Raw genomic sequence first — 13,231 nt, forward strand, 5'->3', positions numbered from 1 at the left:
CTGCCGGAATAACAGCCCCGGCAGGGGTTGACAGTGACGCCCCACAGGACTACTGTATAAAAAAACAGTATCGCAACCGATAATGAGGGTAGCACCATGGCAGTAATCGCCGTATGGCAATGTGACCGGGATGGCAGTATGTTCAACGACAAAAAACAGGCCGAAGAGCACGACAAGTATCTGGAGCTGGCCGCCAACATCACCGATTTGATTGAAACTCAGGTACCGGGGCTAAGCGAAGCCCAGAGCGAGGCCATCGGCCTGCTGCTGGCCGAGCGCCGGGAAGTGCTCGCCAAGGCCTGCAAAGGCAAGCCCGAGCTGTTGCTCGAGCCCTTTGAGTCGAGCGACCAACCGCAGCCTATGGGCAAACTGGCATCAGGCAGCCGTGACGACGCCAAGGACAGGGACTCTCAGGTAACGTCACTGGCCGCTCACCAGTAGCCGCGCCCGCGGCTACACCACCCAGACCCGGCAGCCCCTTGCCGGGCCCGACTTGCCGCCGCACTGGCACCTCAACGGGTGCGGCGGCCTTTTTTGTACCCGAGCCAACGGCCCAGTGCTTTACTTCCCCGCGCTTTTTCTCTAGCTTGAGCCTCCACAACCGCTGTGATTGGTAGAGGAACTCCATCCATGAACAAAATTCGCTGGGGCATCTTGAGCACCGCCAATATTGCCCAGAAACGTTTGATCCCGGCCATCCAGGCCTCCGTCGACGGCGAGGTCGTTGCCTTGGCCTCCCGCAACGCCGAACAGGCAGCCCTCGCGGCCAGCGCTCTGGGGATAGCCCGCTCCCACGGCAGTTACGAGGCACTGCTGGCGGACCCGGAGATCGACGCCATCTACAACCCGCTACCCAACCACCTCCATGTGGACTGGTCACTTAAAGCCCTCGCCGCTGGCAAACATGTCCTCTGTGAAAAGCCCCTGGGCCTGGACTGTGCGGATGCCGAGCGCCTGGCGCGCGCGGCCAAGGCCGAGCCCCGGCTCAAGGTGATGGAAGCTTTTATGTACCGCTTTCACCCCCAGTGGCTGTTGGCGCAAAAACACCTGCGCGCTGGGGATCTGGGGCAAGTACGCCACATCCATTCGCGTTTTGCCTATAACAACCCGGACCCGGACAATATCCGCAACCGCGCCGATATTCCCGGCGGCGGCGGTCTGATGGATATCGGCTGCTACAGCATCTCTTCAGCCCGCTGGGTGTACGGCAGCGAGCCCCTGCGCGTGGTCGGCCACATGAGCGCCCTGCCCGGCTTTGATGTGGACTGCATCACCTCGGGCCTGCTCGAATTCCCCGACGGTACCGCGTCATTCACCTGCTCCACCAAAACCGAACCCGGCCAGTGGCTGGATATCCAGGCGGAGCAAGGCAGCCTGCAAATGGCCTGGCCCTTCAACCCGGAACCGGGCCGGGACAACCTGATGTGGGTTCAGCGCCAGGGCGCACGCGAGGAGTTCTGCCACACCGGCATCGATCAGTACCGCCTGATGATCGACGCCCTGCAACGCAGCATGCTCGACAACACCCCGGTGCCCACCCCGCTCTCCGACGCCCTGGCCAATATGCGCGTGATTGATGCGCTGGTAGCCAGTGCGCGTGAGGGGCGATGGATCACGCTTGACTGAGCCCTCTGTGCGGGGCGCGGGCTTGACAGCTCTTACCCCGCTCCCTAGCATTCAAAACCCGAAAAAACCCGAGACCGCCGTAGATGTTGCCATTTCACCAGATTGTTGCCGAGGACTTTGAGGCCGTAAACCGCCTGATCATCGACCAGTTACACTCCGACGTCGAGCTGGTGGAAAACATTGGCCACTATCTGATTGAGGCGGGCGGCAAACGCCTGCGCCCCCTGCTGGTGGTGCTGGCTGCCAAGGGCCTGGGTTATTCCGGCAGCCAGCACCTGAACCTGGCAGCGATCATCGAGTTTATTCACACCGCAACCCTGCTCCACGACGACGTGGTGGATATGTCCCACCTGCGCCGGGGCCGCCCGACGGCCAACGCCGAGTGGGGCAACGCGCCAAGCGTGCTGGTGGGGGACTTTCTGTATTCGCGCGCCTTTCAGATGATGGTGGCCATTGGCGATATGGACATCATGCGCATCCTGTCCGAGACCACCAACACCATTGCCGAGGGCGAGGTCCAACAACTGGTCAACGCCGGTGACCCGGACATCACCGAGGCCAACTACCTGCAGGTCATTGAGAAAAAGACCGCCATTCTTTTTGCTGCCGCCTGCGAAACCGCCGGGGTGCTGTGCGCTGCAAGCCCGGCACAGCGCCAACATTTGCACGCCTTTGGCAACCACCTGGGCACCGCCTTTCAATTGGTCGACGATGCCCTGGACTACACCGGCGATGCCGAGGCCCTCGGCAAGAACGTTGGGGACGACTTGGCCGAAGGCAAGCCTACCCTGCCGCTACTGCGCGCCATGGCTGTAGGCACCCGCGACGAACGCGAACGGATCGCCGCCGCCCTGCGCCACAAGGATGCCAGCGCCCTGGAAGACGTGGTGGCCATTGTCGAGCGCACCGGTGCCATGACCTACACCCTGGAGGCCGGTCGCGAACAAGTGCGCCTGGCGCGCGCATCTCTCAGTCAACTGCCCGATAACCGCTACACTCAGGCTATGGCCGAGGTGGCTGAGTTCGCCCTCGCCCGCACCTATTAACCCCAAAACACCGGCAGAGAACACCCACAACGCTAGACAAGCGCCCCCCACAGGGTAGAATGGCGACTTTTGCCGGAACTGACACGAGTCTTACCCCTATGAACGCTTTCGTACAAAAAAATAGTTACGCCCGCGACGAACTGCTGGAGTGTGGCCACGGCCGCATGTTCGGCCCCGGAAACGCCCAGCTGCCCGTGCCCAACATGCTGATGCTCGACCGTATCGCTCACATCAGCGAAACCGGCGGCGAGTTCAGCAAAGGGGAAATTATCGCCGAACTGGATATCACCCCGGACCTGTGGTTTTTCGAGTGCCACTTCCCGGGCGATCCGGTGATGCCCGGCTGTCTGGGTCTGGACGCCATGTGGCAGCTGGTGGGCTTCTTCCTGGGCTGGAAGGGCAACCCCGGCCGAGGTCGCGCCTTGGGCTGCGGCGAAGTCAAGTTCACGGGCCAGATCCTGCCCAGCGCCAGCAAGGTGACCTATCACATCAACCTCAAGCGAGTCATCGAGCGCAAGCTGGTCATGGGTATCGCCGACGGCCGGGTGTCGGTGGACGGGAAGGATATCTACTTTGCCAAAGACCTGCGTGTTGGGCTGTTTCAAAACACTGACGCGTTTTAACACAAAGGGCACTCACGGCCCCCGCCGGGGTCAAAGCCCCTCACTGGGGCTGCGCCCTGCGCCCTTTAGTGGCATAATTGCGTCAGTTCTTGCTTTAACCATACCTTTACAGGCTCTGTAACGAAATAAGAGGTAGCCTATGAGACGTGTCGTAGTGACCGGGATGGGAATTGTGTCCTGTCTGGGCAATGACATCGCCACCGTACTGGACGCCCTGCGCACGGGCCGCTCTGGTATCAAATACCAGGAAGCCTACGCCGAGCAAGGCTTTCGCAGCCTGGTCGCCGGGTCAGTCGATATTGACCTGAAAGACCTGATTGATCGCAAAGTTCTGCGCTTTATGGGCGATGCTGCAGCCTATGCCTACGTATCCATGGATCAGGCGATCAAAGATTCAGGGCTTGAAGAGTCGCAGGTTTCCAACCCGCGCACCGGTATCATCATGGGCTCGGGCGGCGCTTCCTCCAAGAACCTGGTGGAATCCGCCGATGTTCTGCGCGAAAAAGGCCTCAAGCGTGTAGGCCCCTACCGGGTCACACAAACCATGGGCAGCACCACGTCCGCCTGCCTGGCCACCCCGTTCAAAATCAAGGGCCTCAACTACTCCATCTCTTCAGCCTGTGCCACCAGCGCACACTGCGTTGGCAGCGCCATGGAGCAGATTCAGCTGGGCAAACAGGATGTCGTTTTTGCCGGTGGCGGCGAAGAGGAGCATTGGACCCTGACGTGCCTGTTCGACGCCATGGGCGCCCTGTCTACCAAGTACAACGACACGCCCGAGCGCGCATCGCGGGCCTATGACGCCGAACGCGATGGTTTCGTGATCGCCGGTGGCGGCGGCTGTCTGGTACTTGAAGAGTACGAGCACGCCAAGGCGCGCGGCGCCAAAATCTACGCCGAACTGGTGGGTTACGGTGCCAACTCCGACGGCTACGATATGGTTGCACCCTCCGGTGAAGGCGCGGTGCGCTGTATGCAGCAAGCGCTGGCCACCACCGACGGCGATATCGACTACATCAATGCGCACGGCACCAGCACACCGGTGGGTGATCTGGCCGAACTCAAAGCCATTCGCAACACCTTTGGCGACAAAGTACCGGCGATCAGCTCCACCAAGTCACTGACCGGTCACTCCCTGGGCGCTACCGGTGTGCAGGAGGCGATCTACAGCCTGCTGATGATGGAACACAACTTTATTGCCGCTTCGGCCAATATCGACACGCTCGACCCGGAAGCCGACGGCCTGCCGATCGTGCGCGAGCGCCAGGACAATGTCACCCTCAATCGGGTCCTGTCCAACAGCTTCGGGTTTGGCGGCACCAATGCCAGCCTGGTATTTGAGCGCATGAAGTAAGTCTTGGGCCGCGCCTGGCGCACCTAAGCCACAACGAAAAAGCCCCGCATTCATGCGGGGCTTTTTCGTTGTGGGCGTAACCTGGTTTGCAATAGTTACTGGGCACTGACCCAGAGTTTGACCATCGGTAATAGCGTCGGGCGCCAACTGCGCGCCTGAACCCCATAGTGATCCTTCGCACGCCGGCATCCGAGTACCGCGCTCACCGGCTCTCCGTCGGGCAGCTCATCAGTCTCTTCAACATGCGCGGGCTGCGATAACAAGCCCTGCTGCTCAAGGAGCTGCACCAGTTCAGCCACAAACTCCGCCTCACTGACCGCATCCCCGGTGCAGTAGTGCATCACGCCCCAATTCTCTGCCCCGCACACCACCTGCTTGGCCAGCGCTATGGCTACCCGCGACGCATCCGAAAGCGCGGTGGGAGCGCCTCGCCAACGTCGGCTGACCGTCACGGGCTCCCCCGCCGCAAACGCCCGCAGGTGCCGGGTCAGCAGGTTGTCCCCGTATCCGGCCACCAGCCAGCTGTAGCGCAGTACAACCGCGCGCTCGTGAGCCTTCAGGACCGCGAGCTCGGCGGCGCGCCAGGCATGCCCCTGGGCACTGGCCGGCTCTGGTTCATCACGCTCGTGATGAACGCTTCGCTTGCGATCGCCAAAAACCCGATAACTGGACAACTGAATCAGGGGAATGCCCGCAGCAGCACAGGCCCGCGCCAGGTTTGCGGCCGCTTGCGCCAAGGCGCCATCCGCTTGCACTGAGTCTTCGCCCACACCCAGGGTATTCAGCACGACAGCAGGCTGCTGCTCAGCAATATAGTGGGTTATCGCGGGTTCATCCAACCAGTCGAGCACCTGAGCCGAAGGACTCAGAAGCGCAAAAGACTCACGCTCCAGATCGTGCTGGAGCGCCTGGCCCAAATCATTGGTAGCGTCAGTGAGAAGTAGCTTCAAGGTGGTCGTCAGAAGGGGATGTCATCATCAAAGCTATCGAAGCCACCGGCGGGTTGCTGCGCCGGTTGAGCTGCGCCGCCACCTTGGCCGCCAGCACTCGCTGCCCCCGGATTGCCGCCGCGCTGCTGCTGGGGTGCCTGCTGCTGAGGTTCGGACTGGTCGTAGCTGCCGTAGTCTCCGCCTTGACCACCCTGACCGCCCCGGCTGTCGAGCATTTGCATCTCATTGGCGACAATTTCAGTGGTGTAGCGATCCTGCCCGTCCTGGCCCTGCCATTTGCGCGTGCGCAAGGAGCCTTCGATATACACTTTGCTGCCTTTTTTCAGGTATTCACCGGCAATTTCAGCCAAACGGTTAAAAAATACCACTCGGTGCCATTCAGTGCGTTCCTGTTGCTGACCGGTGTTTTTATCTTTCCAGGTCTCGCTGGTTGCAAGACTGACGTTGGTAACAGCGCCGCCGGACGGCATGTAGCGGGTTTCCGGATCTTGCCCACAATTGCCAATCAAAATAACTTTGTTAATACCCCTGGCCATAGATTTCTCCTGAATTGTCTGCGCTCGGTCAGCGTCGATGTTAGAGGTTTCGCGGGCGCGTCAAAGGGCGCCCGACATTCAAAATACAAGAATCGTCAGCATACAACAGCCAACCGGCACGGGCCAGTGACTCACGCCGGGATTGTGTCCTGTTCGGCAATTTCGATCAGACGCTGGCGGTCGGCGACCTTCGGGTCCACTTTGAGGTAGATGCTGCCCTCGGACTCCACCACCAGTACATCCGCGACCCCCGGCTGTGCCTGTAAGGTCCCGGCCAGCTCGGCGCTTACCGGTCCCGCCAAAGGGATAATGACACTTGCCAGATAGCGCGGCGGACGCATGGGCAGCGCCAGCAACAACCACAGCAACACAGCGGCGGCGCACACGCCCAACACCCAACTCGGCCCCCCCCACTGCCAGAGTGCGCCACCCAAGGCACCACCGGCAAAGGCACCGAAAAATTGGCAGCTGGCATAAATGCTGGTGGCGGTCCCTTTACCCCCGGCAGGTGCGATTTTACTCACCATGGAGGGAAGGCTGGCCTCCAGCAGGTTGAACGCCATAAAAAACAGGAAGAATAACCCCAATGTCCAGGCCCGCTGCACCGGCGAAACCGCCATGACCACCAACACGAACAACAACAGTGCAATCGCACCCAGAAAAACCGGCTTCATCTGCCGGCGGCGCTCGGCGATGATGATAAACGGCAGCATGGCCACAAAGGCACCAATCAGTAAGGGCAGGTAGACCGCCCAGTGCCAGTCCCGCGCGATGGCCAAATCCTCGGCCAACCAGGGCGGCAACACCAGGAACGCCGCCATGAGCACCAGGTGCAGGACAAAGATACCCAGGTTCAGGCGCAGCAACTCGCGGTTGCGCACCACCTGACGCACCAGTGCGGGCACGGTACCCACATCCTGGCGCGGCGTCGGAGCGCGAGTCGCCGTGGGTACGATTTGCCACACGATGTAAATACCCACTAACCCCAGACCCGCCGTGAGCCAGAAGATGGCGGCCATTCCCCCCCAGGAAGCCAACAAAGGACCGAGCACCAGCGCGAGCGAAAAGGATGCACCGATAGAGGCACCAACGACAGCCATGGCCTTGGTGCGATTCTCCTCAGCGGTCAGGTCGGCCAGGAGAGCCATCACCGCACCGGCGATCGCCCCCCCGCCCTGCAGCAGCCGCCCGAGTATCAGGGTATAAGCATCCTCGGCCTGCGCCGCAACCACGCTGCCGATCGTAAACACTAACAAACCCGCAATGATCACCGGCTTGCGGCCGATACGGTCCGAGAGGATCCCAAAGGGGATCTGCAGCAAGCCCTGGCTGAAGCCGTAGGCCCCCAGGGCCAGGCCCAGCAACAGCGGACTGGCGTGAGCGTAATCGCTGCCGTACAGCGCCAGCACCGGCAATACCATAAACAGCCCGAGCATGCGAAAGGCATACAGCAAGGCCAGAGACACCACAACACGGCGCTCGAAAGGGGCACTAGCAAATTGCACGGGCAGGATGGCTCCAGATCGATCGGTTAACAGAACAGGCGCGGATTCTATCACATCCTGCAGACACAACCTTAGCCGCTCGATTCGCGTATAATGGCGGGTTTTGGTTTCGAGCAAGTGGAGAATGAATGGACAAGATTCTGGTCCGGGGTGCACGCACCCACAACCTCAAAAATATTGACCTGACTATTCCCCGCGATCAATTGGTCGTGGTCACCGGTCTGTCCGGTTCAGGTAAGTCCTCACTCGCCTTCGACACCCTCTACGCCGAGGGCCAGCGGCGCTATGTCGAATCCCTGTCCACCTACGCCCGGCAGTTTCTGTCGATGATGGACAAACCCGATGTCGACCATGTGGAGGGCCTCAGCCCGGCAATCTCCATTGAGCAGAAATCCACCTCGCACAACCCGCGCTCGACCGTTGGCACCATCACCGAAATCTACGATTATCTGCGTCTTCTCTACGCACGAGTGGGCGAGCCGCGCTGTCCCCGCCACGGCGAGCCGCTCTCCGCCCAAACCATTTCGGAGATGGTCGATACCGTCCTCGCACTGCCGGAAGGCACCAAGCTGATGCTCATTGCGCCGGTCGTACGCGACCGCAAAGGTGAGCACTTACATACCCTGGAACAGCTGAAACGCGACGGTTTTATCCGCGCCCGAATCGATGGGCTACTGGTCGATCTGGATGACGCCCCCAAGCTCGACAAGAAGAAAAAGCACACCATCGACGTAGTGGTGGATCGCTTTAAAGTCCGCGACGACCTGCAGGTACGCCTCGCGGAATCCTTCGAAACCGCCCTGAACCTCGCCGAGGGGCTCGCGGGCATCAGCTATATGGACGGCGAGGCCCCGGACCGGTTGTTCTCAGCCAAGCACGCCTGTCCGGTCTGCGATTACAGCCTGAGCGAACTGGAACCACGGCTTTTCTCCTTCAACAACCCCGCTGGCGCCTGCCCCACCTGTGACGGGCTGGGCGTGAAACAATTTTTTGACGAAGCACGGGTGGTGCAGTTCCCCGAAGCGTCACTGGGAGAGGGTGCGATCCGAGGCTGGGATCGACGTAACATCTACTACTTCCACATGCTCGACTCCCTGGCTCAGCATTACGGCTTTGACGTCGATACCCCCTGGGAGGCGTTGACTCCAAACCAGCGGCAGGTAATCCTGCACGGCTCCGGCGATGACGAAATCGACTTCAGCTATATTAACGAGCGCGGAGACCTTTACCGCCGACGCCACCGCTTCGAGGGCGTGATTCCCAATATGGAGCGCCGTTACCGGGATACCGAGTCGGCAAGCGTGCGCGAGGAGCTCTCCAAGTTTCTTGCCACCCAGCCCTGCCCTACCTGTGGCGGCGCACGCTTGCGGGAAGAGGCGCGCAATGTGTTTGTCGACGAGCGCCCGTTAAGCCAGATTACCGACTTGCCCGTGGGCGAGGCCTATGACTACTACGACAGTCTGACGTTTACCGGCGCCAAAGCCGAAATCGCCGATAAAATCCTGAAAGAGCTGCGCGAGCGCCTGCAATTTTTGGTGGATGTCGGCCTGAACTACCTTACCCTGAGCCGCAGTGCAGACACACTGTCAGGCGGCGAGGCACAACGCATACGCCTGGCCAGCCAAATAGGCGCGGGCCTGGTGGGCGTGATGTACATCCTCGACGAACCGTCCATCGGCCTGCACCAGCGGGATAATGAGCGCTTACTGCGCACCCTGGTGCATTTGCGCGATCTGGGCAATACCGTGATTGTCGTCGAGCACGACGAAGATGCCATTCGCCAGGCAGACCACGTCATCGACATCGGCCCCGGCGCAGGCGTCCATGGCGGCGAGGTCATCGCCCAGGGCAGTGTCGAAGACATAATGGCCAGCGAACGCTCAATTACCGGACAGTACCTCAAGGGTACACGGGCCATCGCTATCCCGAGCGAACGTCGCGCTTACGACCCCAGCCGGGTTCTGCACCTGAAAGGCGCCTCTGGCAACAACCTCCAGGGCGTCGACCTGGCGCTGCCAGTAGGGCTGATGACCTGTGTCACCGGGGTCTCCGGTTCAGGAAAATCCACCCTGATCAACAACACGCTGTACCCAATTGCCGCGACCGAACTCAACGGTGCCACAACGCTCAAAGCCGCGGCGTACGACCGCGTTGAAGGCATGGGACTGTTCGACAAGTGCGTCGACATTGATCAGAGCCCGATTGGCCGGACTCCGCGCTCTAACCCTGCGACCTATACAGGTATCTTTACCCCCATTCGCGAATTGTTCGCAGGCACACAGGAAGCCCGCTCTCGCGGCTATAAAACCGGTCGCTTCAGCTTCAACGTCAAAGGCGGCCGCTGCGAAGCGTGTCAGGGCGACGGCGTAACCAAAGTCGAAATGCATTTTTTGCCTGACGTCTACGTTCCTTGCGACGTCTGCAAAGGCAAGCGCTACAACCGGGAAACGCTTGAAATCAAGTACAAAGGCAAGAATATCCACGAAGTGCTTGAACTCACCGTCGAAGACGCAAGAGAGTTCTTCGATGCGATCCCAGCCATTGCCAAACGCTTGCAGACCCTTATCGACGTGGGCCTCGCCTATATTCGCCTTGGCCAGGCCGCAACCACGCTCTCAGGCGGCGAGGCGCAGCGGGTTAAGCTCGCACGCGAGCTTTCCAAGCGCGATACCGGACAGACGCTGTATATTCTCGATGAGCCCACCACCGGCTTGCACTTCTACGATATTGAGCAACTGCTGGTCGTGTTGCACCGCCTACGCGACCACGGCAATACCGTGGTTGTGATTGAGCACAATCTCGACGTCATCAAGACGGCGGATTGGGTTATCGATCTCGGGCCGGAGGGTGGCAGTGGCGGCGGACAGATCATCGCGACGGGCACGCCCGAAGCGGTAGCCCAACAATCGCAATCTCACACCGGTCGGTTCCTTAAGTCGCTCCTTGAGCGCTAGGCTGGCCAGCCAACGCCCGAAGGCACCCAAACTACGGACATAAAAAAACCAGGCCGAGGCCTGGTTTTTTACGGATGCCGCTCAACTTACTCGTCGTCAGTCTCGACGACGGCTTCAGCTTCTACTTCCGGAATCGGACGGTCCACCAGCTCAACATAGGCCATCGGGGCCTTGTCGCCAGCACGGAAACCGCACTTCATGATACGAATATAACCACCCGGACGCTCTTGATAGCGCGGACCCAGTTCGGCAAACAGCTTACCAACCGCTTCTTTACTGCGCAGGCGATCGAACGCCAGACGACGGTTAGCTACGCTATCTTTCTTGGCCAAAGTGATCAGAGGCTCCGCAACGCGGCGCAGCTCTTTAGCCTTGGGCAAGGTGGTTTTAATCAGCTCATGCTCAACCAGAGACGCAGTCATGTTGCGAAACATGGCTTTGCGATGAGAAGCATTACGATTCAGTTGACGGCCACTATGACGATGACGCATGACGCTAAACCCTTCACAAACGATCGCTTCACAGCGATCTCGTTAACCGGGAGGAGCCGAAGCACCCACCGGCGAAAAATAATGATTAGTCTTCGTTTTTCAAGCTGGCCGGTGGCCAGTTTTCCAAACGCATACCCAAGGACAAACCACGCGAAGCCAAAACATCCTTAATCTCGGTAAGAGATTTCTTACCCAGGTTCGGCGTCTTCAGCAGCTCTACTTCTGTACGCTGAATCAAATCACCGATGTAATAGATGTTCTCTGCCTTCAGGCAGTTAGCCGAGCGCACGGTCAGCTCCAAGTCATCGACCGGACGCAAGAGGATAGGATCGATAGCTTCTTCCTTCTCCTCCGGCGTGTCCTGACTCTCGCTTTCCAGATCCACAAACACCGCCAGCTGCTGCTGAAGGATAGTGGCGGCTCGACGAATGGCCTCTTCCGGATCAATGGTACCGTTGGTTTCCAGGTCCAGAATCAGTTTGTCCAGGTCAGTACGCTGCTCAACACGGGCGCTTTCGACGCTGTATGCCAGACGACGTACCGGACTGTAAGACGCATCCAGCTGCAGGCGACCGATTGCACGACTTTCGTCTTCTTCATGACGACGGGCATCAGCTGGCTGATAACCACGACCGCGGGTGATGGTAAGACGCATGTTCAGTTGCGTATCCGCAGTGATATTGGCGATCACCAACTCCGGGTTTTTGATCTCGATGTCGTGATCAACCTGGATATCACCGGCAGTAACAACACCTGGGCCCTTTTTGCTCAGGGTCAGGACCGCCTGATCTTTACCGTGCATTACGACAGCGACGTTCTTCAGGTTGAGCAGGATTTCGATAACGTCTTCCTGTACACCCTCAATGTCGCTGTACTCGTGCAAAACACCTTCGATTTCAGCTTCGGTAATGGCAGCCCCGGCCATGGAAGACAGCAAAATGCGGCGCAGCGCATTGCCGAGAGTGTGTCCGAAGCCGCGCTCCAGAGGCTCAAGTACGACCCGCGCGCGGGTCTCACTCAGCTCTGTCACGTCGATATGACGCGGAGTCAAAAATTCGTTTACTGCAGTCTGCATAGCCACACCTGTTAGCGGTTAGTCCCTTTACTTGGAGTAAAGCTCGACGATGAGGTTTTCGTTGATGTCGGAAGACAGGTCGCCACGATCCGGAACGCGCTTGAAAACGCCTTCTTTCTTATCGCCACTCACATCTACCCACTCAACGTCGCTGCGCTGGCCAGCAAGCGTCAGTGCGTTTTGAATACGCAGCTGATTGCGAGCCTTTTCACGAATTCCTACCACGTCACCCTCGGCCACCTGATAAGAGGCCACATTGACGGTTTTACCGTTAACGGTGATTGCCTTATGCGATACCAGCTGACGCGATTCAGCGCGTGTGGCGCCGAAACCCATGCGATAAACCACGTTGTCCAGACGGCACTCAAGCAACTTCAACAGGTTTTCACCGGTCGAGCCCTTACGTCGAGCTGCTTCTTTGTAGTAACCGCGGAATTGTTTCTCAAGCACACCGTACATACGACGCACTTTTTGCTTTTCACGCAGCTGAACACCATAGTCAGACAGACGACCGCGACGCTGACCATGCTGGCCGGGGGCGGTTTCTGCTTTACACTTGGAATCCAGAGCGCGAGCGCCGCTCTTCAGGAACAGATCTGTTCCTTCGCGACGCGACAGTTTACAAGTCGGTCCAATATAACGAGCCATAATCTTTTCCCCTTACACGCGACGTTTCTTCGGTGGACGACAGCCGTTATGAGGAATCGGCGTAACATCAGTAATGTTGGTGACTTTGAAGCCAACATTGTTCAGGGCGCGAACAGCTGATTCACGACCCGGGCCAGGACCTTTGACTTCTACGTCAATGTTCTTAAGGCCATACTCTTTAGCCGCCTCACCGGCACGCTCTGCTGCTACCTGCGCAGCAAAAGGGGTGCTCTTGCGAGAACCGCGAAAACCGGAGCCACCTGAGGTAGCCCAAGTCAGGGTATTACCCTGGCGGTCTGTAATTGTGACAATTGTGTTGTTAAAAGACGCGTGTACATGGGCTACCCCATCAACGACTGTCTTTTTAACTTTTTTCTTTGCTGCGGTTTTATTACCTGGCTTAGCCATAGCAATTCTTCCTAA

At 59.1% G+C, this 13,231-nt stretch carries 13 protein-coding genes; 6 read left to right on the top strand and 7 right to left on the bottom strand.

Annotated features, from left to right (window positions below):
• The first annotated feature begins 96 nt into the window (after positions 1-96).
• The 5 genes from DKW72_RS15690 (at position 97) to fabB (ending at position 4,649) form a co-directional block, all read left to right on the top strand.
• The gene (locus DKW72_RS15690) at positions 97-441 is read left to right on the top strand and encodes a YebG family protein (protein WP_111643340.1); all 345 of its coding nucleotides are present in this window, start codon (positions 97-99) and stop codon (positions 439-441) included.
• A 189-nt stretch (positions 442-630) separates the two neighbouring features.
• The gene (locus DKW72_RS15695; protein WP_111643341.1) at positions 631-1,626 is read left to right on the top strand and encodes a Gfo/Idh/MocA family protein; all 996 of its coding nucleotides are present in this window, start codon (positions 631-633) and stop codon (positions 1,624-1,626) included.
• An 83-nt stretch (positions 1,627-1,709) separates the two neighbouring features.
• Complete coding sequence (locus DKW72_RS15700; protein ID WP_111643342.1) at positions 1,710-2,672, top strand: polyprenyl synthetase family protein; 963 nt, start codon at positions 1,710-1,712, stop codon at positions 2,670-2,672.
• A 98-nt stretch (positions 2,673-2,770) separates the two neighbouring features.
• A complete protein-coding gene (gene fabA / locus DKW72_RS15705; RefSeq protein ID WP_111643343.1) occupies positions 2,771-3,295 on the top strand; it encodes a 3-hydroxyacyl-[acyl-carrier-protein] dehydratase FabA in 525 nt (174 codons plus the stop codon).
• 139 nt (positions 3,296-3,434) lie between these two features.
• Positions 3,435-4,649 (top strand): beta-ketoacyl-ACP synthase I, encoded by a 1,215-nt coding sequence (fabB, locus tag DKW72_RS15710; RefSeq protein ID WP_111643344.1) that lies wholly within the window; start codon positions 3,435-3,437, stop codon positions 4,647-4,649.
• Between the two features lie 95 nt (positions 4,650-4,744).
• On the opposite strand, the gene DKW72_RS15715 is transcribed toward fabB, so the two are convergent.
• The 3 genes from DKW72_RS15715 to DKW72_RS15725 form a co-directional block, all read right to left on the bottom strand.
• Positions 4,745-5,599 (bottom strand): sugar nucleotide-binding protein, encoded by an 855-nt coding sequence (locus tag DKW72_RS15715; protein WP_157960517.1) that lies wholly within the window; start codon positions 5,597-5,599, stop codon positions 4,745-4,747.
• A gap of 8 nt (positions 5,600-5,607) precedes the next feature.
• Complete coding sequence (ssb, locus tag DKW72_RS15720) at positions 5,608-6,135, bottom strand: single-stranded DNA-binding protein (protein WP_111643346.1); 528 nt, start codon at positions 6,133-6,135, stop codon at positions 5,608-5,610.
• A gap of 131 nt (positions 6,136-6,266) precedes the next feature.
• Positions 6,267-7,640, bottom strand: coding sequence for an MFS transporter (locus DKW72_RS15725; protein WP_111643347.1), 1,374 nt, complete (start codon positions 7,638-7,640; stop codon positions 6,267-6,269).
• A gap of 128 nt (positions 7,641-7,768) precedes the next feature.
• Between DKW72_RS15725 and uvrA the strand changes: the two genes are divergently transcribed.
• Positions 7,769-10,594 carry an excinuclease ABC subunit UvrA gene (gene uvrA, locus DKW72_RS15730; protein ID WP_111643348.1) on the top strand — a complete coding sequence of 942 codons (2,826 nt, stop codon included), beginning with the start codon at positions 7,769-7,771 and terminating at the stop codon, positions 10,592-10,594.
• 86 nt (positions 10,595-10,680) lie between these two features.
• Here the strand turns inward: uvrA and rplQ are convergent, their stop codons facing one another.
• The 4 genes from rplQ to rpsK form a co-directional block, all read right to left on the bottom strand.
• Entirely contained in the window at positions 10,681-11,085 is a 405-nt protein-coding gene (gene rplQ, locus DKW72_RS15735; RefSeq protein ID WP_111643349.1) for a 50S ribosomal protein L17, read from the bottom strand.
• Between the two features lie 85 nt (positions 11,086-11,170).
• Entirely contained in the window at positions 11,171-12,160 is a 990-nt protein-coding gene (locus DKW72_RS15740) for a DNA-directed RNA polymerase subunit alpha (RefSeq protein WP_111643350.1), read from the bottom strand.
• 27 nt (positions 12,161-12,187) lie between these two features.
• Positions 12,188-12,808 (bottom strand): 30S ribosomal protein S4, encoded by a 621-nt coding sequence (rpsD, locus tag DKW72_RS15745; protein ID WP_111643351.1) that lies wholly within the window; start codon positions 12,806-12,808, stop codon positions 12,188-12,190.
• A gap of 12 nt (positions 12,809-12,820) precedes the next feature.
• On the bottom strand, positions 12,821-13,216 hold the full coding sequence (rpsK, locus tag DKW72_RS15750) for a 30S ribosomal protein S11 (RefSeq protein WP_111643352.1): 396 nt from the start codon (positions 13,214-13,216) through the stop codon (positions 12,821-12,823).
• Positions 13,217-13,231: the final 15 nt, after the last annotated feature.

The organism is Marinimicrobium alkaliphilum (assembly GCF_003259155.1).
GTDB lineage: Bacteria > Pseudomonadota > Gammaproteobacteria > Pseudomonadales > Cellvibrionaceae > Marinimicrobium_A > Marinimicrobium_A alkaliphilum.

What these genes read in the sequence shown, in the direction of transcription:
- DKW72_RS15690 (WP_111643340.1), top strand. Translation starts at nt 97, where the DNA reads ATGGCAGTAATCGCCGTATGGCAATGTGACCGGGATGGCAGTATGTTC.
- DKW72_RS15695 (WP_111643341.1), top strand. Translation starts at nt 631, where the DNA reads ATGAACAAAATTCGCTGGGGCATCTTGAGCACCGCCAATATTGCCCAG.
- DKW72_RS15700 (WP_111643342.1), top strand. Translation starts at nt 1,710, where the DNA reads ATGTTGCCATTTCACCAGATTGTTGCCGAGGACTTTGAGGCCGTAAAC.
- fabA (WP_111643343.1), top strand. Translation starts at nt 2,771, where the DNA reads ATGAACGCTTTCGTACAAAAAAATAGTTACGCCCGCGACGAACTGCTG.
- fabB (WP_111643344.1), top strand. Translation starts at nt 3,435, where the DNA reads ATGAGACGTGTCGTAGTGACCGGGATGGGAATTGTGTCCTGTCTGGGC.
- ssb (WP_111643346.1), bottom strand. Translation starts at nt 6,135, where the DNA reads ATGGCCAGGGGTATTAACAAAGTTATTTTGATTGGCAATTGTGGGCAA.
- uvrA (WP_111643348.1), top strand. Translation starts at nt 7,769, where the DNA reads ATGGACAAGATTCTGGTCCGGGGTGCACGCACCCACAACCTCAAAAAT.
- rplQ (WP_111643349.1), bottom strand. Translation starts at nt 11,085, where the DNA reads ATGCGTCATCGTCATAGTGGCCGTCAACTGAATCGTAATGCTTCTCAT.
- DKW72_RS15740 (WP_111643350.1), bottom strand. Translation starts at nt 12,160, where the DNA reads ATGCAGACTGCAGTAAACGAATTTTTGACTCCGCGTCATATCGACGTG.
- rpsD (WP_111643351.1), bottom strand. Translation starts at nt 12,808, where the DNA reads ATGGCTCGTTATATTGGACCGACTTGTAAACTGTCGCGTCGCGAAGGA.
- rpsK (WP_111643352.1), bottom strand. Translation starts at nt 13,216, where the DNA reads ATGGCTAAGCCAGGTAATAAAACCGCAGCAAAGAAAAAAGTTAAAAAG.